Source organism: Gemmata sp. SH-PL17, from assembly GCF_001610855.1.
Taxonomy (GTDB): Bacteria; Planctomycetota; Planctomycetia; order Gemmatales; family Gemmataceae; genus Gemmata; species Gemmata massiliana.
In genome coordinates this window covers 416,196-442,438 of sequence record NZ_CP011271.1, presented here as the reverse complement: position 1 = coordinate 442,438, position 26,243 = coordinate 416,196, and the positions used below count along the sequence as shown (strand labels likewise).

The 26,243-nt window shown below is 64.8% G+C and carries 16 protein-coding genes; 9 read left to right on the top strand and 7 right to left on the bottom strand.

The window, feature by feature from the left end; genetic code table 11:
- Nucleotides 1–38: 38 nt before the first annotated feature.
- From VT84_RS01705 to VT84_RS01680, 5 genes are all read left to right on the top strand, one after another.
- Nucleotides 39–767 (top strand): ABC transporter ATP-binding protein, encoded by a 729-nt coding sequence (locus tag VT84_RS01705; protein ID WP_052561044.1) that lies wholly within the window; start codon nt 39–41, stop codon nt 765–767.
- A gap of 91 nt (nt 768–858) precedes the next feature.
- Entirely contained in the window at nt 859–1,983 is a 1,125-nt protein-coding gene (locus tag VT84_RS01700; protein ID WP_082838272.1) for an HlyD family secretion protein, read from the top strand.
- 34 nt (nt 1,984–2,017) lie between these two features.
- Nucleotides 2,018–2,989, top strand: a complete 972-nt coding sequence (locus tag VT84_RS01695; RefSeq protein ID WP_082838271.1) for a phytoene/squalene synthase family protein — start codon at nt 2,018–2,020, stop codon at nt 2,987–2,989.
- Complete coding sequence (locus VT84_RS40405) at nt 2,989–4,509, top strand: hydroxysqualene dehydroxylase HpnE (protein WP_315850294.1); 1,521 nt, start codon at nt 2,989–2,991, stop codon at nt 4,507–4,509. Before VT84_RS01695 ends, VT84_RS40405 begins: the two co-directional genes overlap by 1 nt.
- Nucleotides 4,510–4,692: 183 nt before the next feature.
- On the top strand, nt 4,693–5,184 hold the full coding sequence (locus VT84_RS01680) for an acetolactate synthase (protein WP_052561038.1): 492 nt from the start codon (nt 4,693–4,695) through the stop codon (nt 5,182–5,184).
- A gap of 71 nt (nt 5,185–5,255) precedes the next feature.
- On the opposite strand, the gene VT84_RS01675 is transcribed toward VT84_RS01680, so the two are convergent.
- Nucleotides 5,256–7,883 carry an amidohydrolase family protein gene (locus VT84_RS01675; RefSeq protein WP_082838270.1) on the bottom strand — a complete coding sequence of 876 codons (2,628 nt, stop codon included), beginning with the start codon at nt 7,881–7,883 and terminating at the stop codon, nt 5,256–5,258.
- A gap of 138 nt (nt 7,884–8,021) precedes the next feature.
- On the opposite strand from VT84_RS01675, the gene VT84_RS01670 reads away from it, so the two are divergent.
- The 4 genes from VT84_RS01670 to VT84_RS01655 all read left to right on the top strand — a co-directional run bounded on the left by VT84_RS01670 (nt 8,022) and on the right by VT84_RS01655 (nt 9,943).
- Complete coding sequence (locus tag VT84_RS01670; RefSeq protein ID WP_052561033.1) at nt 8,022–8,453, top strand: amino acid-binding ACT; 432 nt, start codon at nt 8,022–8,024, stop codon at nt 8,451–8,453.
- 489 nt (nt 8,454–8,942) lie between these two features.
- A complete protein-coding gene (locus VT84_RS01665) occupies nt 8,943–9,209 on the top strand; it encodes a helix-hairpin-helix domain-containing protein (RefSeq protein WP_052561031.1) in 267 nt (88 codons plus the stop codon).
- Between the two features lie 75 nt (nt 9,210–9,284).
- Nucleotides 9,285–9,542 carry a hypothetical protein gene (locus tag VT84_RS01660; protein ID WP_082838269.1) on the top strand — a complete coding sequence of 86 codons (258 nt, stop codon included), beginning with the start codon at nt 9,285–9,287 and terminating at the stop codon, nt 9,540–9,542.
- A 113-nt stretch (nt 9,543–9,655) separates the two neighbouring features.
- Nucleotides 9,656–9,943 carry a PIN domain-containing protein gene (locus tag VT84_RS01655; protein WP_204249705.1) on the top strand — a complete coding sequence of 96 codons (288 nt, stop codon included), beginning with the start codon at nt 9,656–9,658 and terminating at the stop codon, nt 9,941–9,943.
- 3 nt (nt 9,944–9,946) lie between these two features.
- Here the strand turns inward: VT84_RS01655 and VT84_RS01650 are convergent, their stop codons facing one another.
- The 6 genes from VT84_RS01650 to VT84_RS01625 form a co-directional block, all read right to left on the bottom strand.
- Nucleotides 9,947–12,163 (bottom strand): DUF1549 domain-containing protein, encoded by a 2,217-nt coding sequence (locus VT84_RS01650; protein WP_082838268.1) that lies wholly within the window; start codon nt 12,161–12,163, stop codon nt 9,947–9,949.
- Between the two features lie 130 nt (nt 12,164–12,293).
- Entirely contained in the window at nt 12,294–17,084 is a 4,791-nt protein-coding gene (locus VT84_RS01645; protein WP_082838267.1) for a hypothetical protein, read from the bottom strand.
- A gap of 57 nt (nt 17,085–17,141) precedes the next feature.
- Complete coding sequence (locus tag VT84_RS01640) at nt 17,142–20,570, bottom strand: hypothetical protein (protein WP_082838266.1); 3,429 nt, start codon at nt 20,568–20,570, stop codon at nt 17,142–17,144.
- 164 nt (nt 20,571–20,734) lie between these two features.
- The gene (locus tag VT84_RS01635; protein ID WP_082838265.1) at nt 20,735–22,306 is read right to left on the bottom strand and encodes a glycosyltransferase family 87 protein; all 1,572 of its coding nucleotides are present in this window, start codon (nt 22,304–22,306) and stop codon (nt 20,735–20,737) included.
- A gap of 74 nt (nt 22,307–22,380) precedes the next feature.
- A complete protein-coding gene (locus tag VT84_RS01630) occupies nt 22,381–24,447 on the bottom strand; it encodes a hypothetical protein (protein ID WP_157469090.1) in 2,067 nt (688 codons plus the stop codon).
- A gap of 72 nt (nt 24,448–24,519) precedes the next feature.
- The gene (locus VT84_RS01625; RefSeq protein ID WP_162271559.1) at nt 24,520–26,013 is read right to left on the bottom strand and encodes a TIGR02996 domain-containing protein; all 1,494 of its coding nucleotides are present in this window, start codon (nt 26,011–26,013) and stop codon (nt 24,520–24,522) included.
- Nucleotides 26,014–26,243 lie beyond the last annotated feature (230 nt).

Genomic DNA, 26,243 nt, shown 5'->3' with positions numbered 1-26,243 from the left:
AAGGCCGCAGGCCCATAACCCGCGAAGAAGGACGTGCGATGGCCCGGGCCGGTAACAGTACGATTCCGAGCTTGAGGGGCGTGAAACTGATCCGCACCTTCGGCGACGGTACGGCCCGGCGCGCGGCCCTCCAAGAAGTGTCGATGGACCTGTTCCCGGGGCAACTCGTGCTCCTGATGGGGCCGTCCGGGAGCGGGAAATCGACGCTCCTCGCGATCCTGTCCGGGCTGCTCGAACCGGACTCCGGGCAGGTGCTCGCGGACGACGACGGGGTGCTGCGCGACGTGTGGCAGATGACCGGTAAGGAGCGCGAACAGTACCGGCGCAAGCACACGGGGTTCATCTTCCAGGGGTATAATTTGTTCCCGGCGCTCACCGCGCGCCAGCAGTTGGAAATCGTGCTGAAGTGGGGCGAGGGCACCGGCCCCGGCGACGCCCGCCGGCGCGCCGACGAGATGCTCGACAAGCTCGGGCTGGCGAAGAACAAGCACAAGAAGCCGGCCCAGTTGTCCGGCGGCGAGAAGCAGCGGGTCGCCATCGGGCGCGCGCTCGTGAAGAACCCCAGCTTCATGTTCGCCGACGAGCCGACGAGCGCACTGGACTGGGAAAACGGTCAGAAGGTGATCGAGCTGCTGCGCGACGCGGCCCACCAGAACGGCGCCTCGGTGCTGTGCGTGTCACACGACCACCGCATCCTGCCGTTCGTGGACGTGTACTACCACCTGGACGACGGGCACCTGGAACGGCGTGCCCTACCGCACGAGTGACCGCGAACGATTGCCCGAGCGGTACGAACGAATCGGGTCCGACGCACTGGTTCTCGCCCGGCCCGTGGCCGGCTCACACCGGAGGAACCCCATGAATTGGCTTCACAAGGCACGACCCGTACTCGTCGTCACCGGTCTGGCCCTAGTGATCGGGAGCCTGATCGGGGCGCGCGAACTGGCCCACGGCAGCACCTCTGATGCGAGTGCCAAGGGTGAGGCGCCGCGCGGGGGCGCAGGGACGATCGTCCTCGGGACGGTGGACACGGACCCGCCGCCGGTTTCTTACGGTCTCCCCCCGGTACTGCAGTCGGGTACCGTACTGAAGGTGTTCGTCAAAGAGCACGAAGACGTCAAGGTCGATCAACCGCTTTACGCCTTCGACGCGACACTCCAGCAGGCGACGGTCGATAGCGCGAAAGCCGCGGTCACGCTCGCCGAGACGAAAGTGGCCGAGGCCAAAGAAGGGAAGAAGCGGCACGTTCGGAACATTGAAGTGATGAAACAGGGTGTCGAGGCCCTCGAACGCCGGGCGCGAGATGTTGTCAATTACCGCGACAAGATCGTCAAGAAAAATCTAGAGGATTCTTACAGACGGAATACGATTCCGCCGGAAGAGTGGCCGGCGAAGTTGAGCATCGACCCGACTTACGCCGAAGCGGAGAACAAGTACACGGCCGCGTACAACGAGCTGGAAGTGGAAAAGGCCAAACTCAAGGCGCTCGAAGCGGTCGACACTCAGATACCGGTCGAGCAGGCCGAGGCCGCGGTGAATCAGGCCCAAAAGGAGCTCGCACGGGCTCAGGTCGTTGTGGACCTGTGTGTGGTGAAAGCGAAGACGGCCGGGACCGTGGAACAAGTGTCGATCAGCCCCGGCGCCACGCTCGGTATTAGCACGCGGACGCCGGCGCTGTGGCTCATCCCGGCCGGTCCGCGCGTCGTTCGTGCTGAAGTGGAGGCCGAGTTCGCCCACCGTGTCGGTAACGACCGGATCGGCAAGCAGGTCACGATCTCGGACCACAGTGATGCGAAACTTACCTACACGGGCACCGTGCGTGACATCGGCAAAACGTTCCTCCCGAAGCGCGCCAACGCGGAGAACCTCATCGGTAACGACACGCGCGTGATCGAGGCCGTCATCGACATCACCGACGCATCCCCAGCGGGCAAGCCCCCACTTCGCGTCGGTCAGCGCGTTCGGGTGAACTTGGGCCAGTAACATCGCCGAAGGGCGCGACGGCGAAGGGCCAAGGATGAGGGGCGAAACCAACACGTTCGAGACCGGGCCGGGGCGCTTGCTCGCGGCCCGCCCCCGTTCCCCCTCGGCCCTTCGTGCGTCGTTCGCCGCGTGTCGCGCGATCACGTCTGCTGCGAACAGTTCCTTTCCATTCGCGTTCCGCCTGCTCGGACCTGCCAAGCGCGACGCGATGTACGCCCTGTACGCCTACATGCGGGCGACGGACGATCTCGCCGACGAACCGGCCGACACCGCTCAGAAATCTGGTGCGTGCTGCAAAATGGCTGGCGCCGTAGCGCGCAAGAAACTTGCCGCGTGGCGAGAGAGCCTGCGTGCCGCGCTCGCGGGAGATTTTACCCACCCGATTCACCCGGCGCTTGTGCAGACCGTGCGCCGGTTCAACATTCCGCCCCAGTACCTGTTCGACGCCATCGACGGCATGGAAACCGATACCGAACCGGTGCGGATGGGGACGTTCGCGGACCTGTACCCGTACTGCTACCGCGTGGCGTCGGCGGTTGGGCTCGCGTGCGTTCGCATTTGGGGAAATCAGCCTGGGGTATCGGCCTGCGAAACTGAGCCCAGCGCGGAAGCGGCCGGGATCGCGTTCCAGCTCACGAACATCCTGCGCGACCTCGCCGAAGATTACGCCCGTGATCGCGTGTATCTGCCGGCCGACGAACTCGCACGGTTCGGATGCCCACCGGAGCGGTGGCGCGATCCCGCCGTGGGCGAGAATTTCCGTGCGCTGATGCGATTCCAGATCGCTCGCACGCGCGAACACTACCGGCGCGGTGCCGCGCTTCTACCGCTGCTCTCGGCCGAAGGACGGGCGATTTTCCACGTCATGCACGGCACTTACCGCGGCCTGCTGGACGAGATTGAACGGAACGATTACGACGTGTTCACCCGGCGGGTGCGCGTGCCCAAGTGGCGCAAGTTGCTCGTGTGCGGGTCCGGGTACTTCGTGAAGTGGGGCTGGCTGTAATGGCGACGGGGACCGCGGTCGTGGTCGGAGGTGGGCTCGCGGGGCTGGCCGCCGCCGCGGGACTGGCGCAACACGGGATCCGGGTTACGGTGCTCGAATCGCGCGGGCGGCTCGGCGGGCGCGCCGGGTCGTTCGTCGACCCCGCGACGGGCCAGATGGTGGATGCGTGCCAGCACGTCAGTATGGGGTGCTGCACAAACCTCGCACACTTCCTCCGCACCGTCGGCGTCGATTACCTCCTCGCACCACAACCGAAACTCTACTTCGTCACACCGGACCGTCGAACGAGCGTGTTCAAAGCCGACCCCTGGCCGGCCCCTTTTCACCTCGGCCGCGCGCTCACGGGCGCGCACTACCTCACGCCGCTGGACAAGCTCCGGGTGGGCTACGGCTTGGTGCGGATGCTCGCGGAGCACCCGGACGCGGACCCGCCGCTGTTGCCGTGGTTGTGGGCGCACCGCCAGAACGATCGCACCATCGAGCGCTTCTGGGCGATCGTGCTGACGAGCGCGCTGAACGAAACCGTGGACCGCGTGGGGCTGAAGTACGCGCGCAAGGTGTTCCGCGACGGGTTCGTGCGGCACCGCGACGGGTTCACCGTTCACGTCCCAACGGTGCCGCTCGGTCGGCTCTACGGGGACGAACTGTGCGCGTGGTTTGGGGAACATAATGTCGAAGTGCGAGAGAACGCCGGGGTGAAGCGGCTGATTGTTGGGGAACCTAACCCCCTAACCCCCTTCCCTAAGAAGGAAGGGGGAACCGAACCAAATACACAGGCGTCTGCGCCGCAAGCACTGATTTTAAGCCCCTCTCCGTTTAGGGGAGGGGTTGGGGAGGGGTTGCAGACACAACCTCTTCCCTCTCCCCTCCCTGAAGGGAAGGGGAGAGGTATCCGGGGCGTCGAACTGCGCGACGGTTCGGTCCTTTCCGCCGACTGGTACGTTCTGGCGGTGCCGTTCGATCGCGTTGCCGATCTGCTGCCCGAAGACTTGGTCGCGCGCGAACCGTACTTCGGCAACGTGAAGAACCTCACCGCGTCCCCGATTACTAGCGTCCATTTGTGGTTCGACCGGGCCACGATGAAACTGCCGCACGCGGTCCTGATCGACTGCCTGGGGCAGTGGGTGTTCGATCGCGGGGAGGTCGCACCGGGCGAGTTCTATCTGCAAGTGGTGGTTAGTGCCGCGCGCGACCTGAAGGGGCTCGGGCGCGACGAAATTCAACGGCGAATCGTGGAGGAACTCGGGCGCGTGTTCCCGCCGATCGGTGCAGCGAAGTTACTCCGCGCGAAGGTGGTGACGGAGCATACTGCGACGTTCAGTGCGGTACCGGGAATCGATCAGTGGCGCCCGGTGCAAGCGTCTCCGATCGCAAACCTTGCTGTGGCGGGCGACTGGACCGCGACCGGTTGGCCCGCGACGATGGAGGGAGCGGTACGCAGCGGCTACCTCGCGGCGGAAGCGATCCTCACTCGCGCTGGCCAACCGGCAAAATTGGTACAACCCGATCTCGGTGCGTAACCACCCGCCCGGGCGCGCCGAGTCTCGAACGGAAGGCGCCACGCGGATTGATTGTTGCGCAACTCCGGCCCGCCTCCGCCCACACACCGGCGCAGTTCCGTTGACCCGCCCCCTTCGCAGCCGGTAAACTCACTCTGTACAAATCTTTGCACACGCCCGCCGAGACCGCGGGCAGGAGCTTCGATGAGCTTCGGCGATGAAGCCAACATAGAGTTCGATACCGCGAAGGCACGCGGGTGGCCGAGCGTGCGGCAGTTCAACGTGTTCCTCTCGAACCGCATGGGCGCGCTGCTCGATCTCGTTCGGCGCTTCGAGCAGACCGACGTGCGCGTCGTGTCGCTGACCGTGGTAGAAACGGCCGACTGCGCGATCATCCGGCTCGTACCGAGCGATTACGAGCGCGGGTACGAGATCCTCACATCCGCGAAGTTCGCGTTCACCGAGAGCGACTTGCTCGTGGTGAAGTTGCCCGACGACGACCGCCCGCTGCTGACGATCACGAAGGCGCTCCTCAGCGCCGAAATCAACATCTGCTACATGTACCCGCTGCTGATCGGGGTCGGGCCGCTGGGCAACACGGCCATCGCGGTGTACGTGGACGATTTCGAGAGCGCGGCCCCCGCACTGGAGGCTCAGGGGTTCACGCTGTTTACTGAAAGCGATTTGAGCGAGTAGTTTCCCCTGGGACCGTGGGCATCTCGCCCTCATGGTTTAGTGAGACGCCCGCGGTTCCAGGAAAGATCCCGTCACCAACCCATACAGCACCCCACGCCGCTCCCACCGCCGGTGAGAGTGAGAATGCGGCGCTCGAACGGCAGTTTCAGGTAATCGCTCCGGTCGTAGACGATCTTCCCGCGCATGATCGTCTGTGTGACGTGTGTCGCGTGCTCAAACGGGTCGCCGTCGTACAGCACGAGATCGGCGACTTTACCCACTTCGATACTACCGTACTCCTTCTCGATCCCGAGCAGTTTCGCCGCGTTGATGGTGATCGCACGCAGCGCGCGTTCGCTTTCCATACCGGCAGCAACGGCCATCGCCGCTTCGTAGCGCAACACGCGCGTTTTGGGCACGTAGCCCTCGAACCCGGTGCAGATCGTGACCGGGATTCCCGCCTCTTCCAGCACGCGAGCAGTTCCGGTGTATGAGTGAAGCGTTTCCATGCTCCCGCCCGCGCGCTGCATCGTCGGGTGAACCACGACCGGTACTCCGGCCTTCTTGAGTTCGTCCACCATACGGTACCCCTCGGTCCCAAGCGCGATGACCGGCTTCAGCTTGAACTCGGACGCGAGGCGCAGCGCGGTCTGGATGTCGTCCTTGCGGTGCGCAGCGAAATACACGGGTACCTTGCCTTCGAGTGCGGGAATCAGCGCTTCGTGCTTCGCGTTCTTGGTGGAGCCTGCTTGCTTCTGGTAAGTCTGAGCGTCCGCGAACGCCTTCCGCACGAGGGCGGCGACACCCATGCGCGACGTCGGCGTTTTGCCCTTCGATGACTCGCCGAGGTTCACGATCACCGAGCCGACCGGGACAATCGCCGCGCTATCAACGGTCGGGCCGTCCGCACGGAACACGCCCCCGCGCCCGGCGATCGGGTTCTGGCGGCCCGGGGTCGCGTGAACAACCGTGATCCCGTTCGCCTGGAGGAAGTCGAGGAGCGGCTCGCGCGGATTGAAGCCGTCCAGCGCCCGGAGATCGGACTGGTTCGGGTCGCTCGGTTCGTCCTGGTCCTGGTCCGCGGGGATGTTCCACGCACCGCTCAAGCCCACTGAACAGAACGGGTCGATCAACCCTGGCGTTACGTGCTTGGCCTTGTACACCGGCATGTTCTTGAACGTGTGCTCGCCGCGGAGGACGTGCAGTACCTTCCCATCCTTGACGATGACCGTTCCCGCGAACGTGCCGATCGGACCTGTTGTGTGGATATGATCCGCTTGTACCGCAACGGCGCCTTTCAGTTCGGCCGTGTTCCCGTCGAACGTGCGGTTCTCGGTTTTCGGAACGGGCCGGGCTCCCTCTCCGAAACGCCCCTTCTCTGACGGCAATTTCTCGCTCACGGGCAGCGCGAACCCGCCGTCGCGGTAGGCCCGGTCGGTCGTCTCGTCGAACACCTTTTTGCCGTCGATCCAGGTTTGCGTCACGCGCGTGTACACGCTGAACGGTGCGCCGCTAAGGATTGCGAAGTCCGCGTCCTTGCCCTTCGCCAGCGAACCAAGCCGGTGGTCGAGGTGGAGCAGTTTCGCGGCGTTAATGGTGACGGCCTTTAGCGCGTCCGCTTCGCTCATGCCGCCGCGAAGGGCGATCGCCGCCGAGCGAAGCATGAACCGCGATTCGGTGATACTGTCGTCGGTGTTGATCGTGACCGTCACGCCGGCCTTGTTCAGAACGGCCGCGTTCTCTTCGAGTAGCCCCATCGTTTCGGCTTTCCCACCAGGGCTGTCGATGATCGTGAGCGAAACGGGGATCTTCTTTTTCGCGAGCACATCCGCCACGCGGTACCCCTCGGTCGCGTGTTGCAGCACGATCTCGAAGCCGAACTCTTCACTGATGCGGACCGCAGTGAGCAGGTCGTCGGCCCGGTGGCAGTGGAAGTGGACCGTGCGCTTGCCTTCGAGCACCTCCACGAGCGGTTCGAGCGTGATGTCGCGGTCCACTTTTCCGCCCGCGTCGATCTTGGCCTTGTACTCCTTCGCCTTCTGGAACGTTTCGCGCTGGAGGGCCGCGATCTTCATGCGCGTGAACGGTGCGACGCCTTTGCCGCGCCCGTACCCTTTCGGGTTCTCGCCGTTGGCCATTTTTAAGCCACCCACGATCTCTTTTGCACCCGCGCGCCCGGTGATCCGCATCTCTTCAATGCTCCGCCCGCGGTACTTCACGTACACGGTCTGACCGCCGATGACGTTTCCGGACCCGGGCATCACGTTTGCAGTGGTTACGCCACCGGCGGTGGCCATGCGGATGCCGGGATCGTCCGCGTTGAACGAGTCGATCGCCCGCACACTCGGTTGCACGGGGCCGCTCATTTCACTGAGGTCATTGTTGGCCGAAACTCCCGGGCGGCTCGCCACGCCGACGTGGGAGTGCGTGTCCACCAAACCCGGAATAATGACCGCGCCCCTAAGATCAACCACCTCCGCACCGGCAGGAATCCGGACCGCGGTTGCCGCACCCAGGTCTATAATTTTGCCCCCGCGAACGACGAGCGTTGCGTTTTCCAGGGGCTTATCGTCGACCGCGGTGTGGATCGTTGCGTTCTTGAACGCGAGCACCTTTTCGGCATCGGCGCTTGTGTTTGTGACGGGTACGGGGTCACGCGCAGGAACAAATGGGAGTGACAGTGCGATGACAATTGGGGTGTACAATGCGAACCGGCGCATGCGGACCTCGTGGGGTGGTGAGCGACAGATTCAACAACGCTAACCTGTTGCAATGCACGGTGCTAGAGTTATCATCCCGAATGGCAGACCTGTCGCGTAGCACGTCACAACCGCGACATTATTTAGGAGGCAACTCTCATGAGCTTCAAGATGCAGCGGGTCCACCTCTTTCACGCAGAGGTAGAGGACAAGCCGGGCGGAACGGCGGCGAAGTTGAAGAAACTGGCCGAGGCGGGTGCCCACCTGGAATACGTGTACAGTCAGCGCTCGCTCACCAAAGCGGGCGTGGGCGACCTGTACGTGGCCCCGCTCCACGGCAACGGTGAGTTGGCCGCCGCACGCGCTGTGGGGTTGCACGAGGTCAGCGAGCCGATCGTCATGCGGGTCGAGGGCGACGACAAGGCCGGACTGGGCGGGCGCGTGACCCAAGCGTGGGAAATGGCCGGCATCAACCTGCACGGGTTGGTGATGTCCGTCGTCGGCGGGAAGTTTATCGGCTACGCGACCTTCGACTCCGTTGCAGACGCAAACAAGGCCGCGACCATCCTCGCCGAGCTGGGCACGGCCTGAGAGTGAACGCGGGGCGCGGAATTCAGAGCGAGAAACAAAGCAGGATCGCTGAATCGGACCGTTTCTCCGTTTTCAATTCCACGCCCCGCCTTCCACGGGGTGTAAACCGGGTGTGCAATCAAACAACCTCGGCACTCGTTTTGCTGTAAACTGAGCCCGGTCTAGTGTCGCGGTGCTTGGTTTGCTCTACCTCGTCAAAAATCGGTATTGGGTACAAGCTCGTCGTCGCCGTATGCGTTCCGAGTGACGATTTCGGCCTACTGTTTGGCGAGCCCTTCACGACAGCAAGTGATTCAGGTGACGGTCTATATTTTCCCATCGGCGCCCCTGCCTTACCCTTAAAACCAAATCCGGAATTAGTTTTCCATCCTTGTACCCCAACCGCGCCCAGTTCGCAAAACGTGCCCTATACCCACACCGAGCACGGAGCCACCACCGACATTGTGTACAGATGTTCCTTCTGGCACAATCAATCTTAGGAGGTGCGCTATGACGCTGACCAACCAGGATATTGCCCGTCGCCTACGCGAACACGCCAACAAACTCGCACGAGCGGGGAACAACCTCTACCGCATACGTGCGTTTCGCTCGGCGGCGATGGCCGTTCTCGGCTTGCCCGCGGACGTGACCGAACTCCTCGCGAGCGGCGGTCCCGGCGAACTGGAGCGCGTGCCGGGCATCGGTAAGAGCCTCGCGACCACCATCGCGGGCTATTTGATCGCCCCTGTCCCAACCGACGGCGGCATGGCGGCTTAAAGTGCGACGCGGGATTTGGGATCGTGACCGGAGCGGTTAGAATCACGCTTATTCACACCCGCTCGGAGCCAACACGTGGACGTGATTCGTCTCAACGCAACATCCGGCCCCGACGGGGTGTTACACCTCACGGTTCCGGTCGGAGTACCGGGCGAGTTCGAGGTCGCGGTCGTCGTGTCCCCGAAACCGACCGTTCACGGCGCGAAACCCAAAACGCCCGAAGAACTCGGGTGGCCGCCCAAATTTTTGGAATCCACGTTCGGCTCGGTGCAAGACGAAGCCTTTGCGCGCTACCCACAAGGGGAGTTTGAGAAGCGAGAGGTGCTCGATTGAAGTACCTTCTCGATACAAACGTTTGCATAACGTACATGCGCGGAAAAGACTTGCTACTTTTGAATCGGTTCACCGCACACCAGCCGAGCGACATCGTGTAGTGTTCGGTCGTTTTGGCCGAACTGCGGTACGGGGCCGAGCGAAGTGCCGACCCGATCAAAGTTCACAACGCGGTCGACGTTTTCGCGAGCCAGTTCATCAGCTTTCCGTTCGACGACAATTGTGCGCGTCGTTTCGGGGAAATTCGGCACGCGCTCATGTCCTTGGGGAAACCGATCGGGCCTTACGACACGATGATCGCCGCTGTCGCTCTGGCGAACGGCCTGACGCTGGTGACACACAACACGAGCGAATTCAGCCGGGTAGCGGGTTTGGTGTGGGAAGATTGGCAAAACCCGTAGTCATCACCGGTTGAACAAGAACTCTTTACTGTTGAGCAGTGCCCAAAACACGTCGCGGTAAAGTTCCTCGCGGGAAGCGTCCTTGTTTTTGAGTAACTCGGTGACCTTCGCTTTCTCCTCCACCTGCGGCTTGCGCGCGTAGGCCCGCAGGAAGAGTTCGTCGAGTAACTTCGCGTCGTCCTTCTCGTCCGTCAGGCGCTTCGCGAGCCAACCGCTGCCGTTGCTCACCTTGTTAGTCACCGTTTCGCCGCAAATCAGGTGCAGCACGTTCGGCAGCGTCACGTCACCCACGCGCTCACAGGCGCACGCGGTCACGCGCTCGCTCCGCCCGAACGCACGCAGAAAGTACGACGCCGAACCGGGATCGGGCACCTGTACCGCGCGCACGCCAACAGGATAGCCGTCGAAGCGCTCGGGCACACCGGTCGCGTCGCTGATCGCGTCGAGCATCACTTCTGCGGGTAGCCGCCGGGCGTAGTAGTGGGAGTAGAACCGTGCGTCCGTTTCGTTCCCCGGGCGCGTCGAGCTGGAAAGCTGGTACGTGCGCGACGTAAGGATCACGCGCATCAGTGCCCGTAAGTCGAACTTCTTCTCCACAAACTCCTTATTGAGCGCCTTCCACAGCGCCGGATTCGTCGGCGGGTTGGTCGCACGTAGGTCGTCCACCGGCTCAACCAGTCCCACACTCATGTAATGCCGCCAGATGCGGTTCACCATCGCGCCGGCGAAATACTCGTTGTTCGGGTCGGTGATCCACTTCGCGAGCATGATCCGGGGATCGTCGCCCGGTTTTACGTCACCCGTGGTTCGGTCCAGTGGTTGCGGGCGCATGAACGTGCCCGTGCGTGGTTGGCTCACCCCGACCGGGTTCTTGTTTTGGTTCTGGTCCGGGTGGCTGACGTTCAATCGCGTCGGCCCCATCTTCGCTTCGGTGCGGTCGAGCTTCACGCGGCTGAAGTACGCGGCGAAGTGGTAAAAATCGTCCTGCGTGTACCGTTCGAGTGGGTGATTGTGGCACTTCGCACACCCAATGCGCGTCCCGAGGAATGCTTGCGCGACCGATTCGGGAGCCTCCGAGTTCTCACCGTGCCGCTGTTCGCCGACCGTGACAATGAAGTACCCGACCGCGGGGTTATCGGCGTTCGAGCCGGTGGCGGTGAGCACGTCGCGTGCGATGCTGTCCCAGCCCCGGTTCGCCGCGACCTGTTTCCGCAACCAGTCGTGGAACTGCCGCACGCCCTTCGCACCGCGGACATCGTGATCACGTTCTTTGCGGTTCTGGAACAGGTCGCCCAGTTGCAGCGCCCAGTAGTCGTTGAATTCCGGGCGCGCGAGGATCGCGTCTACCAGTTTTTCGCGCTTCTTCGGGTCCGAGTCGGCGCTGAACGCGGTCGCCTCGGCCGGAGTGGGCAGCGCACCCAGCGCATCAAGAAACACGCGCCGGACGAACTCGTCGTCGGTGCAGAGGTCCGACGGCTCGATGCGAAGTTCCTTGAGCTTGGCCGAAACGTGTGTGTCAACGAAGTTATTTGCCGGGACGAAGCGCTTCTCGTCCACCGGCCGATCGAACGGCACGCTGAACACCGTGACGGCGACTTCGGTGAGGTACATCGCGCGCACCGCACTCGCCCCGTTTCGGACGGCCCGCGCTTTACCGGTCGCTGATACGTCAAGGTAAGCCGGATCGTTGGAATCGAACTTGGTGAGCCAAGTCACGTCGCGCGTGGTGCCATCGGTGAACGAGGCGGTCGCGACCAGTTGCACCTCTTCACCCGGCTTGAGCACCCGCACCGCGGGGGTCAGTTCGAGTTTGCGGACCTTCGGTTCGTTCTTGCCCGGCCCGGGGTACCCGGCCCTGAGCCAGTCGAGCAGGAGCTTGTATTCGCGGCTCGTGGTGGAGAAGAGGCGCCCGCCCTCGTGCGGTGTCGCACCGGTCGCTTTACGGAGGAACAGGCTCTCTTCCGGCCGCGTGCGATCGATCCGCCGGCCGCTGAACTCGCGCGTGATCCAGTTGTAGTCCTGGTCCGGCGCGAACCCGCGGAGCGACAGCCGGAACCCGTTCTGGCCGGCCCCCTTCCCGTGACACGCACCCTGATTGCACCCGGCCTTGGTCAACAGCGGGATCACGTCCGTGCTGAACGAGGGCGCGTCCCCCGCGAACGACACCGCGGGCGCACCGGCGACAATGGCCGCGCTGAGCAGGTACGAAAACCGGGGCATACGGACGCTCATGAAGAGGATTTCTGGCGAGCGGGGATAATACCCCGGAGTGCAGGCGGGCCACTTTCTGTAGCAAATCGAGTTTAGGTGAAGCTCTCGATGTGAGCAAGCGGAAAGGGTATCGCGCAACTCAGCGCGACGGGGACCGCGGCGACATCTGGACGCGAAGCCCCTGGGCTGCGGAATCCGTCCGGAATCGCAGTTCGCCTCCGGAAGCGGGAAGTGATTGCCACCCGCGAACCCGATCCGCGATCAGCGCCCAACCGTCGATCGGGCGAACGCGAACCTCGTCGGACACCAGAGTCGCGTGCGCGATCTTCGGGTGAGTGGGATCGAACGATAACGGGGCGGGGGTCTTGCCCGGGGGCGCGGGGACGGTCGTTCCCGTCCACTCGATCGTGTCCTCTTTGGTACCCGAGCGGAGCCAGACCTGAACTCGCGCGCCGGTCTGGTTCCAGCTCACGACATCCGGCCCGCGAACCTCCAGAACGTTCACGTTCGCGACGCTGAATTCGAGGAACGCGACCGATTCGCGCGCCGTCCACATCACGGTTCCGGTCACATCAGCCCGGTGCGGCCCGACGTGCCAGGTAGTGACCGTGCGCACGGCCGGCAGTTCACCCGCATGGAGATCGGGGCGTAGTTCTGCGATCGCGCCGGGCACCAAGCGAAACGCGCGAACCGGCTTGTTCGGATCGAGCTTCAGGTCCGGGACCGCGGCGAAATCCCGGAGCGCGTCGGCCGGGAAATCGATCACCCCCCCGCGCACCACCTCTTTCACGGTCACGCGAGACGCGCGCAAGCCGTAGACCGCTTCCGTTTCGCCCTTCACGGACCCGAATGCGACCCGCGGGAAGCGGAGCACGGGGCGCTGTGTGAGCGGTTTGCGCGGGGAGCACTCCAGTACAACGAGGAACCGCCCGCTGGTTGGCGTTTGGAAGTCGATCTGCAACGGGCGCGCGCCGGCCTGTTCTTGGCCCAACGTCCAGTCGCGCAGTGCGAGCGGTGCGGTCAACAAATCGGTGGACCGCACCGCGACGCGCAGAACCTCCAGTTCCGCGGGCACATCGAACCGCAACCCGTTCACCGCCCCCTGTTCGACGCGCACGAGATAAGCCGCATTCAGCTCGGCGCCGGCCTCGGTCACGTCCCAAACGCACCCCTCGCGAACCTTGACGACGGCCGATCCACCTGCGCCCTCGCGCCAGCGCAACTGAACGCTCCGCACCGCTCCGAGTTCGGCTTCGACGGTCGCATTCTCACCCGCGCGCGCCACTACCTGGCGCCCGATCCGACCGGCCGCGTGCGGTTGGGCCGCGGTTCCCGGCAGCACGGCCGACAGTTTCGTGTCCGCGATCTCGGGCACGCTGAACCGGACCTCGCGCTCGGACCCGGACACCGTCGCGGTCACGGCGAACCGGGCCTCGATCTCGTGCCGCCCCGAACCGGGCAGTGGTACGGCGTACCCGTCCGCGCGCACCACCGGGAACGCGGGCGCCCCGCCCACCGTCACGCGCTCCAGGCGCGCGTCCCCCAGTGGGAGCGGCACGACGTTGTCACTCGAGCGGAGCGCGTGAACCACGAACCGGGCGGTCACTTTCGCGCCTGATTCGTCCGCGCGTACTTGGTACGTTGCGGATGTAAGCGCGGGAGCAGGAAGTTGGGGGTAAGCAACCGCGTCGAGGCGGTCCAGGACCGCGCGCGGAGCGATGATCTCTTCGCTCCCGTCAGCCCCGGGCACAATCAACACGGTTACCGGGGGCGATTGCTGAGCGAAGGCACTAACCGAGTGCAATGCGACCCCCGACACGAGAACGCCGGCGACCACGAGTTCCCCAGAACGCCGGCGGATGCTGAGGTGCGCGAGTACCCCGCCCAGAGCAACGACCGCCATGCACAACACCGGCCACGCGACCCGCGCCCACCACGGCGGGCCGAGTTCCGTAATCACGAGCGCCCCAACCACGGCACTCGCCAACACGAGCGCCCCGCGTGGGCGCCGGCGCTGCGCCACGAACCACCCGAGGGCACTCACCAGAGCGACCGCGCTCACAGCGAGCGCATCGGCCGCGCGCACCGATCCGACCCGCACCCACTCGTCGTCGGATCGGGTCACGAGTTCCGGCCCGTCGCTCACGAGCGGTCCGCCCAATAGCGGAGGAGAATCCATGACCGCGTCCCCCGGGTACGCGGGCCATCCGGGAAGTACACCGGACGCAAAGCTCCACCACCGGCGCACGGGCGGGTCGCCAGGCACTGTCGGCACCGGGCTGGTAACAGACCGCGTCGGCCACCCGGTCGTCGGTGGCAGCCGGTACCTCACTTCAAAATGCACGCTCGAACCTGCGAGAACGGGAATGTGCAATGTCTCGTCCGGTCCGTGCGTACCGAACGCAGCCGGGTTCAGCCACCGACCTCCAACGCACACTCCGCGCACTTCCGCGCCCGGCGGCAACACGATCGGAAGTGTCCCACCAGAGGAATCACGCACCGTTCCGCCAAACGCGACGACCACATCGTCGGGAGCACTCACGGCCGTCAACAGGTACGCATCCGACACTGAAGACGAGCTACTCGTAGCCCGCGACACCGCACCCACGCGGACCGAGTCCCCGGTCACTTCGACTGTCACGCGGTCTTTGAACGCGGGAACGACATCCGCTTTCGTTGTTTGGCTCGCCCCGAGCACGCGCGGAATCGGGATCGAAACAGCGGTGTCACCGAGTGCGGGACCGGGCGCGGTCGTTTCGAGAACAGCCGTTTCGGTGAGCGGGCGGGCCAGCTGCAGCACCCACAGTGTGCCTTCAACCGCTCCGCGCGATCGTGCCCCCGCCGCGCCCGCGAGCACATCGACCGGCACAAACAACGGAACCATTTCCAGCAGTTCGGGTGAAACAACGGTCGCACCAGTCACCGAATTGGATGAATCAAGCAGTTTCCACGAGCGCTCGGGCGTGCGCGGCCCCGGAACGAATACAGTGAGCGTGGGAAGTGCGCCCTTTTGCACCGAGAGCGCGAGGCGCGTGGTCGCGACCCATCGCGTGCCGGGTGCGTCGAGAGACACAACGGCTTGCGCGCTGATTTTGGGGCGCGCCGGTACAAGGGTCACGAACCCGTCCGGCTCTTTCGCACGAAACGAATAGATGGCTCGCGCATCACGAGGGGCATCCGTCGTGAACCAGCCCCACAATCCTGCCGGTGTTGCACCCGCGCCGGGGGCGCTGCGCACGGACCAAACAGGATCAGCGACAATGCTCAGCCACCCGGCACGTTCGGTCACGCCGGCGACCGCGAACGCCGGAAAGGGAACGGCCTCACCGAGCTTCGTACTCGCCCCACGGAATTCGAGCCGGAGTTCGGCAGATTGTGACGCAAGCAGCGGCCGGGCCAGCTCGATCACTTGCCCCGCGGGGGTCGGTGCGTCGATGTGTGCGATCAGTTCATCGATCCCGGCCGAATTACGATCGAGTGTGAAACCCGGCGGCGGGCGCACCGTGAGTTGGAACAGCGGCCCCCTCAAGACGTGAACGCGCACGCGCGCAACGAGTACCGAATGGGACACACGAAGCTGCCATTCGAGCCGTTCGAGCGCGGTGAATTCGACGTCCGGGGCACTCGTCCGAACGGACGGCATGCGCCGGAACACTTCGTCCGTGCCCGTCGGGAGTAATGTCCCCACCAACGACACCACGCGCGTTTGTTCGGCTACACCGGTCGGAGAAAGGGCCGCGTCAACGAGGCGGTAATCACCGGGCGCCCAGGAATCGATCTTCAATCCCGGCGCGAGGCGCAATTCCACGCTCTCGCTCTCGAGTACCGCACCGAGCGGGCGCACGACCGGCAACGGCGCGTCCGGCGGGCGCGAGAGATCGGGTAACGGCGCGACCGCGTTGATGAGAACTTTCCCGCCGGGACCGGGTTGCCGGAGGCTGACGCGCACGCGGCGCGGGCCGTTGGGAGTTGCGGGCGGGTCCACGACCCACCCGGCGCGGTTGTTCGTGACCACTTCGGTCACGCGCAAACCGGGATCGGCCATAAACACCCATTCGCCCACGGACCCGCGCGTCGGGCGCAGGTCGTACTCGAACGTGGCCGACAGTTGCCCCGGGTTCAGCTCGTACTTTGCGACGAGGGCCGCGGTCGCAACCGTAGACGGGGCGCCCCCCGTGCGGACGGCGAATTCGAGTTTCGAGCGCCCGCCGAACCGCAAGTTCCAGGCGCGCCGGGCCGGTTTACCGGGCACCTCGAACGGGCCGGTGAGGAGCACGTCCGCGGACGTTGTGGGGACTTGATTGGCCGGCAGATCAAGCTGGAGTGCCGTGGTGGGGCACGCAGGGACGCGCAACTCGAACCGGCGCTCGCCGGGTTCTGCGGTACCGGCCAGGGACCACCGGAATTGTAGAACGCGGCGCCCCTCGCCGCTCACCCAGACGAACGGCGCGGACGTAATCGGGGAAGTCGACAGAACGGCCATCACCGCCTCGCCGCCCTGTGCCCATTTCGCGCCGTTCACGGCCAGTTTGAGGGGATCAAGCGGCAAAAGTGCGCCCGCCCCGCTCGCGTTCAGGACGCCGAATTCAGCCGTACCGGTCAGATCGCCGCCCTCGAGTTCGGCCGTGAAGTTCGCGTCCAGGATTCGCGGGCCGTGTTTTACCTGGGCACTAGCGCGCCCGGCCGCTCGCACACGCGCCTCAAATTCCGGACGCGACATCTGCACAACGGGACCGGCTTCGAGTTCTTTGAGCAAGAGAGGCAGCCGATCGTCCGTAGCTCGCACGCGCCGAATGGGGAACGGATCATCGGCTGGTATGATGTCGAGCGCGCCGCGGAGGATCGCCTCCGCGGGTGGACGCGGAACCGCCCCGAGCGCGGCACCGGCCGCGCACACGCACACCAGAAATAGCCAGCCCGAACGGGGCATGGTGTTAGTTCACCGGGGTTGGAATCGTCAGCTCGGATCTTCGTCGCGGTCGGCCGTTTAAGAACCACTTCCCGTCGGCGCCGGTGTTCCTGTGCTTCCCGGGCGCACCCGCACCGATGCCGCGGGTGTGGCATGAGAGATCGTTCCGGTCGCCGGTTCCGGGGCCGCCCGCGTGAAGCCCGGCAGGTTGCGCACCCGGCGCCGAATCTCCCAGCGCACAACCATCTGCAAACTCAAAGCGAGCAGCGCCACAACCAATCCCGGCTGCCCGGCCGCGACCACTTGGGCCGCCGGTTGCGGGTACAACACGGCCGCAACACCAAACGTGCCCCCGAGCAGCGCGACGGCCAAACCGGACGCGACCGTGTTCAACCACGTCAACAGAACCGCTACGAGGAACACGCCGAGCGAAGACACAATGACCAGCGCGATCCACGGCACGCGGGCTACGCGCAATGTGCCTGGAGTGTTTTGCCGGGCCGCGAGCGGTTCGCCCTCCTGAGTGGGCGTTAAGCCGACCGCGTCCGGTTCGCCGCCCGAGTTGAACCAGCGCTCGAGGTCGGACCGGGGCACGGCCGTGGGCGCGAGAACGGGGCCGCGCCAGCGCCACCGGAGTTCCGGACGGGCGCGGTCACTGAAGAGGAACGGAGCGGAGCCGGACGCTTCGGTCACGAGCCACCGGACCGGGCCGGAGTGCGCGGCTGAGAAGATGCGCGGCGGCTGGTACGCCGTTTCGCCGAGTACGCTTCGCGAGCCGGGTAGGGTGTATTGCAACTCCAGAACCACCGCACGCACGCCCGAGATTTCGGGCAAGTTCACGCGGAACCGGTGCCGGCCGTCCGCTTCGCCCGCCGGAACCAGCGCCGTGCCCGTGCCGTCTATGCGGGCCGTCGGGTTCGGCCCGATCGCACCCGGCAGCCACACTTCGATTGCAGGCGCGAGCCAGCGCGAGAGCCGGAACCGCGCGCGGTAGCTCACGGCCCCGTCTTCGGTCGCTCCGGCTTCGACAAGCGCGCGGTCGACCCATACGGCAACCGCCGACTCCGTAGTCGCCCGGCGCAATTCCAGCGCGAGTGAGTGTTCGGCGGACGCAGTGAGCGTGAGCGCGGGGAGCGTGTCGCGTTCGGGTAAAGCCTCAGTCGGGAGTTCGCGCCACCCGGGGGCCGCGGCACTTACCGTGCGCCCGGTCACGGAGTTCACCCACACGCGCACGTTCGTTTCGGTGCGGGCCGCGTCCGCGAGCCAGAACAGGCCGATCGGCAACGTGAGCGGCCCGTCCTGGGTCGGCAGCGGGAGCGCGAAACTCACGTTCAGCGTGGCTTCTTTGGCGTCCGGGGGCAAATAGGTCCACGCGCCCGGCGAAACCGAGTCGAGCGCCGGGGTCGCTCTCAGCCCGAACGCTTCCGCGGGACCGTGCAACCGCACGGCTTTGGGAAGGCCGTCCCCGGAGCGAAGGTGGAACTCCTGCTTCACCGTGATTTGCCGCTCCCCCACGGTGACGTCGGTTTTTGTGGTAACCGCGACATCGGGACGGTACGGCTGCCAGTTGAGCGCGACCCGTGCGAACCCGAGTTCCGATCTGCCGGTTACCGCAGTAACGGCCTTCGGAGTTTTGCCGTCGGCGCTCACAACGGCGGTAAGCGGAGAACTCCACCCGGCCGGCTGGTCGCCCTCCCAACCGCGCCCCGTACCCCGCACCTCCATTCCCTCATAAACCGTCGCGGTCACCACTGCGTCGCGCTCTACGGCTTTGGGGTAGCGCGGAAACGGGATCGTCACTTCGCGCCCACCGGACGGAACGGCGATCGTACCGGCCAGCACCACGTTGAACGGCAGTTTCGTCGCGTTGGCGAGCCGCACCGTAACCGGTACCCACGCCCCTTCGACCTTCCCCGGACTCGCGCTCTGCACGGTCTCTGGGTCGAACTCGGACTCTAGCCCGCGCCACTCCGCGGGCACGTTGATCGTGATCGCGTCCACCTCGGTGCGGATCGGCTTCACCGCGATCTCGGCGCGCACCTTCCAACTGGCTTCCGTTAGCTCCAACTTGTAGACGGGGCGCACCCGAACCGCGCCCTCGACGGGCCACGCCTCGACGGTGAGGAGCGGTGCGTTAACCGGCGTCGCACCCGTAGGGCCGGTCGTGAGCCGGAACAGCGCCGCACTCACGTCGTCATCGAGCGCGATCGGGAGTTCGACCCGCCGCAAATCCGGGCCGTGTTTGAACACGAACCGCGTGTGTGGTCCGGCTTTTACGTTCACCGTGCCGGTTTGCTTGAACACATCCAACACCGCGAACGGGCCGATCGGCGATGCGGGGGCTTTCGTGGTGCCGGTCTTCGGCCGCGCCTGGCGCACTACGACAGTGATGATCCAGTCGGCCGCTGTTGAACCACTGGGCAATTCGATCTTCCAGGCCGGCTTGTTCGGATCACCGGGCTTGCTCACAACGGGTTGTTGTGTCGGTCCCGTATCGCTCACCACCGCAACGCGGTCCACGCTCACGTCTGCGGAAGCAGGTGCCACCAGTTTCCACTCGCGTGCCGGTCCCCGGACCTTGATCTTGGCGGTGGACTCCACGAACCCGTCGGTGAGGAGCACGGTCACGTCGATGTCCGCGTTCTGAACCTGATCGACGGGCTGTGCAACGGCCGCGGGCGGCTCCCAGCTCACTTCGAGCGACTCCACCGCGCCGAGCGCGACGCCGGTTTCGCTGCCCTTCGCGGCCAGTTCCTTCACGTCCACCGTCGTGCGCCGCGGTTGGATCTGGTCCGGCGCCTTGGTGACCAAAGTGACGCGCTTCACGTCGCCGCCCGGCGGGTCGAGCGCGAAGGTCGTGATCGGCGCGCGGGGGAGGCCCAGATCGAAGCCGATTTCGGCCTTCGTGACCCGCGCGGTTACGGGCGCTTCCGTGTCGAACACGAGCGTGTGATCGCCCGCGGCTTCCACGAGGACCGTGAACCCGTCGTCGCTCGTGTCGAGTACGGGTAGTTTTGAGCCGTCGAGTGCAGCGCCGACCAAAAACGCCTTGCGCCCGCCAAGCGCGATCGCGGTGTTCGCCTGAGTCGTGCGGAACGTGTACGTGAGTTTGAGTACGGCAACAAGTTGCTCGCCGCGCTTCTCCACGCGCCCGCGAATGGCGCACCCGCTCGGCGCGGTCGGTTTGCGCGCGGCCAGTTCCTTCTTCAACTGGTCCACGCGATCGAGGAGTTTCTGGTACTCTTGCGGCGAAAGAGTAACGCGCTCGCCCTCACCGGAACCGAGCCAGAGAAACGTGCCGTCGGGCAGTTTCACAGCGAGCGGTTTACCGTCGGGCTTCTCGACCTTGCTGTCGGGTTTGTCGCTCTTTTCGGTTTTGGACGTGTCCGCCGGCTTCTTGAGAGGCTCCGCGCCCGGGGGCTGAGCAGAAAGTGTGACCGTTCCCGCCACCAGCGCCGCGAGGGCGAACGCGCCTGCGAGCGACCGGTGGCGGTTGCGTGTCGGCATTGGTGGTACTCGGAGCGGAATGTGACGCTATTCGCTGATGCGCTCTCATCCCCACACCCGCACGCGAGAACCACGCGAAAGGGCGGGCGACGAGGAATTCACCACCAGAGCGAAAGCGGCTATCTCCGCTCAGTATACCCAAACCCCGCAGCCGTTCCGCCCCATCAAATAGGAATCGTTTCACGCGCGGCACTGCGCGACCCGCACACGTCATTCACACGTCCCGACCGGCACGCAAGGAGCGTGCCCAGAGCTAAAGTCTGAAGGACGAACGCGATAGTGTGTGTGCCGTACACCATTGCAAGGTCCGCGGCCCGGCCCGCGAGCATTCCCGGCCCGGCCATCAACACAAACGACGCGACCAGTACCCCAATGAGAAACGCCCGAACGCGCCGCGGGAGTTCCACGACCGCAACGGCATAAGTGAGTGCCGCCAGTGGCAATAGCAGCACAACGGCGTGGTGCTTCCAGGTGCGCTCACTGAAAAGCAGCATCCCCAAGCAAATTAGCCCGCATTCTGTGGCGAACCGCCACCCCTGCCGCGCATCGTTCGGCCCACGAACCGGCCAGCGGCACAAGAACACGACCGCGAGCGCGAAGCACGCCGTGAGCGCCTTCACAATGACCCACGCGGCCGGGCGCCCGATGTCCGTGAGGTTGTGGTACTCGGCCGGCGTCGGGATGTTGTCCGGGTACACGATGTACGACGGGCTGTAGGTGAAAAGCCGGTACACGAAACCGGTTACTGCTTGGTTCGGGTGCTCGGTCGTGATTTCGCCCTTCAGAAGCGGCCGCTCGACCATGAGCGCGTACCAGCCCTCCATCAACTCGCGGTTGTGGTTCCAACCGAAGGTGAGTCCGGGAACGACCGCGAGCCAGAGCGCCAGGCCGACGAACGTTGCGCCGAGTACGCGCCAGCACCGTTTCCATGCGAAATACGCGACGAACAGCGCCGGCGTCACTTTGCAGGCGATCGCAAGGGCGAGTGTCAGCCCCGCGAGCGTATCGAGCCGGCGCCGGAACGCTTCCAGGCACCCCATAACTAAGAAGAGAATGAAAATATTCACGTTGTTGTGCGACAGATCACCGAGTAACGGCGGCAGGCACAACATGATCGCGACCGCACGCGCGAGATCGAGGGCGAAACCTCCAGCGTTCTGGGAAGAACCTACCCCCCCGTCCCCCCTCCCTGAAGGGAAGGGGGAGAATGAACGGTCGCGGCGCGTGGTCCCAATCTCTGAGACTTCGCGCGCCAGCTCCCCCTTCCCTTTAGGGAGGGGGGACGGGGGGGTAGGTTGTCTTTGGTCTTTCCCCCTCTCTTCGGAGGAAACCGAGAGGTTAGGTTGCCCCCGACAGAGTCGGAACGCCCACACCGCAGACAGCACCGCGAGCAGCACCTTCGTGTAGAACCACGTGAGGGCGCCGACGGTCGGCGGGAGCGCGGTGAACGGGCGCAACAGCACCGCCATGATCGGCGGGTTGGGGTACTCGTTCACACCGACGTAAATGTTTTCGCCGGCGAACACTCCGTTCACCATCTGTCGCCAGCGCAGGAACGCGGACCGGCTCTGCTGGCCGGAGTCGCCCGGCTTGGCGATCTTGACCGCATACTTGACGCTCATCAGCAGTACGATCGCGGTCAGCACCGCCAGGAACGCGATCCGCGACCCGCGCGGGTTCGCGGTGTGAGTGGCGCGAAACCAAGTTGCGAACCGCGAGAACGACAACACGCGCACGAATCCGCCTCCTGCGGGACGAGGAGGCGAGATGATGCCGGATGCGGGCACCCGCGGTCAACCCGAAGGCGCGGTCACTTGGGCAGGATGACGTCGTGTACAGCGGAACGGGTCGCGCTTCGTTGTGCGCCGCCGGTTACCGCCCCGGCCCCGGACTCGATGAAGCTCAGAGTTCCGAGCGAGTTCTCGCGCGTCACGAGTCGGTGGACGATGTACCGCCCCTGGTTGTTTCGCGTGCGGAACACGGTCGGCTGGTTGAACGGGAAGTCGGTGGGGTACGGGGTGACGACCGGGAGCAGGTCGTCCGGCGGGTTGCGCGCCGGGGCCAGGAACGGCGCCCGTTGCTCCTCGGTTTTGGCGGGCAGCGCGACCCACTCCAAGTCGTTAATAACAAACCGGGCCTTCGGCGTTTTCGTGGCCAATTCGCGCATCACCTTTACGCGGCCGTCCTCGCCGTTTGCGTCCTCGCCGATGGAAATGGCCGTGTACACGTGCATGAACCGCAGCCCCGGCTTCTGGTTCAGCATCAGGTACGCGGCGTGCGGCGAATCGAACCACGCGATCACCTCACCGTCGCTCACGCCCTGTCCGCGCAAGAAGGTCACGACCTCGTCGAGTTCTTCCCAACTGATTACCGCCTCGTGCGGCGGGTGCAACCGGAGCCGGTCCCACATTTTGTACCGCTCGGCATCGTCCAGATCCGGGCACCAGCACTGGGGCCACAGTCGGAGCCGCTCGGGCGCAAAGATCGGGTGCCGCGGAACGTAATTCTCGCGATCGTAAATAGGAATGCTGTCGATCTTTTCCCGGACGGCTGCACTGTGTTCGGCCAGGAACCACGCGCTCGTCGTCACCGCGAGCCAGAGCAACACGAGGAGCACCCACGCCCACCGGTGCGAGGCCCATACGCCCAACATGAGGAGCGTTTCCGGTACGTGTGCGTACTGGAACCCCCGCTGGAGGAAAAACGCTTGCGCGACCCAGGCCAGGTACAACCCACCCAGCACCCCGCGTGCGAACCGCGCGTCCGCACCGGCTTGTTTTTCCCACAACAAGGCCGGGAGTTGGTGCCCGGCGAGTCCCGCACGGTCCGGGTGCGCATTCGCAGCCGACCGACTCGACCAGGGGGCCATGTCCAGCACCGACACGAGCGCGAGCGGCACGGTCGGCAGCAACCCGAGGCTCCACGGAGGGAACCAGTAGAGTTCCTGCCCCACGCGCATCCCGATTTCCGCTTTCACCAGTTGTAAGTAGCCGGGGTTCCACTGCGTGAACACTTCGAGGAACGGCCCCCACGTCCCGGTCGCGAACAACCACGCGAGCCCCGCGAGCCCCACAACACCGCCGCCGAGCACGTTCCCGAGGAAATCGGCGCCCGCCGCGTGCCAGGGACGCGGGGACGCACCTGCGATGCGCCGCGCGGTGAGCAGCCACACCGTGGCCGCCATAATCACGATGTGCGGCTTGATCCAAACGCCCGCCCCCCACAACAAGCCTTCAAGAAGCGACGCTCGAAAGGGAGAAGGGGCGATCCATGAAGAACCTCCCCCCCCGTCCCCCCTCCCTGAAGGGAAGGGGGTGCAGGCGCGCGCAGGCGCTGTGCTGGAGACGACATCCGACGGTTCTGTCTCCCCCTTCCCTTCAGGGAGGAGGGACGGGGGGGTAGGTCTCCCCATCCCGCGGCGCACGCGGAGCGCGACGGCGGCGAGGGCCGGCAATGTCATCCAGGTGTCGCGCTGGGCGTGCGACATTTCCACCGTGAACGGGTAGAACAGCGCCACGCCCGCGAGCGCCCACCAGCGCGCCGCGAGCGACGCGCCCCCCCACTTCGCCAGTCGATCGATGAGGAACACGGTTCCCGAGACGATGAGCAGGTCCGTGGCCCGCACCGCGACCACGCTCTCCCCGAACAGCCACTGAAGGACCGTGAGCACCCACACGAACCCGGGCAGGTTGGTGTCGAAGATGTCCCGGTAGTGCGTTCCACCGTTGAGGATGTTGCGCGCGGCCATCTGGTACAGCGTGATGTCGCACCACGGCGGCGTTCGCAGAAACAGGGGGATGCCGATGACCAGGGCGACCACCGCGACGACTCGCGCGAACCAAACCGACCGCCACGGACAACACAGGGGAACAGTCATTCGAGGTGCGCGTGAGGAACGGGAGAGGGTACGGGAACAGGATATGAGGTCGCGCGCGGCACACCAGCGGCGTCAGTAGCCGTCCGGGTGCTTGAACCGCTCCCGCAGCCGCGCTTCCGCTTCGCCGCTCGCGGAAACGCACAGGGCGCTGAGGTTTGCCAGGTTCGGGCTGTCGAGCAACGTTCGCACTCCCGCCTCGGTCATCGGCGGGTTGTACTTCAAGTGCAACGCACTCAATGCGGAAGCCGCTTTCCACTTTGCCAGCACCTTCGCGCCGCTATCGTCGATCCGGTTGTACGCGAGCCACAATACCGGCGGGCACCACGTCCCCAACCCGCGGACCAGTGCGCGAACCGATGTCGTGCTCAAGTTGTTGTCATCAATGTCGAGATACCAGAGTGTGCGAACGCGCGGGCTCCGGGCGAGTGCCCGCACGTCCGCGGTCCGGAGCCGGCTCCCGTGAAAGTGGAGCATCCGCAGCGCGGCAGGAGGCGCGGCAGCCAGTCGCTCGGGGTCTAGTCCGTTGCACGGGTTCTCGTCCAAGCACAGGTTCACAAGGCTCGCTAAGTGCGGTGAGCACAGCAAGTTCGTGACACCGCGCCCGGTAATGTGGTTACCCGTCAAATCGAACGTGCGCAACCGGGCGAAATCGGGGCACGCGGCCAAAATCTCGACCGCATCATCTCCCAATCCCGCGTGCTCGAAACGAACCGAAGCGAGATTAGTGAATTCGCCCGCAGCCAAGGTTCGCGCGGTATCAACGGTCCAATTCCCACGCCAACTCTCTGACCCGCACAGGTGCAAGCGACGGAGCGTGCGCAAACTCTTGGCCCGAAACAATGTTTCAGCCGCCGTCGCGCTAATGTGCGGGGCCGATATATCGAGTGTTTGTAACCCGGTGAAGTGCGGTGAATCGGCCAGAGCCGACGCAATCTCTTCAGCGTCACCGCCCTGAACCTTGATCGTGCGCACGCGGGCCGCTTCGGGGCGATTACCGAACTCGCGCAACCCCGAAGCGCTTTCGTTCGTGAGTTCCAGTGAATCAATTCGATCGAGCAATCCCGTATCGGCAAGTTGCTCAACGACGCGCCCTGTGAGTCGGTCGGCTTTGAGTGTGACGGCTGGTAAAGTGGCGCGAATCCAATCCACCACCTTCGGCAAGTTTTGCAGGCTATTGAGCTGAACACGGCGCGGGAACCCGCGGTCGAATTCGTCGATCTCCACCTCGTACTTCTTCGGTACTTTGGGCACCCACCGGTTCTCGTGTTGTCTCAGCAGCTCCTCGCTCCGCTTTGCGAGCGTAGCGAGCCTGTGAACGCCCGAATCGATCCGGGGCCAGTCGGTCGCAGTCAGCCCAACAGAGTAGCGGTCGCGGAGGAAGGCGTACATCGCGTAGCTGTTGCCGTCCTCGGCAACAACGCGCGCGAACTCGCACTGCGAGCGGATGAACTCGGCGCGAGCGGCGTCGCCGTTTTCGTCGAGCCAGTCCGCGAAGACCAGGCGCGGGGTGTCGTCCTCCGAATTGGCCCGAATCGCGGCTAACAATGCGTCACGGTCTGAGGACATTTGGCTAACTCGCTGACCTCCGAAATTCGTTACATAACAACAACTTACGGCAAAAAAGCTAACATTTGCTAACATTTCCGGCCCGCACGGTACCGGAAGCCAAACCAACAATAAACAAGCACGCGCGGTGGCTACTTATTGTTCGGAGTGCGGTTGTGGTTCTTTGTCACCTCACGCGCATTGCCAGTATTTCTGGCTTCCATCAACGCCGAGTAACTCGGCACGTCTCA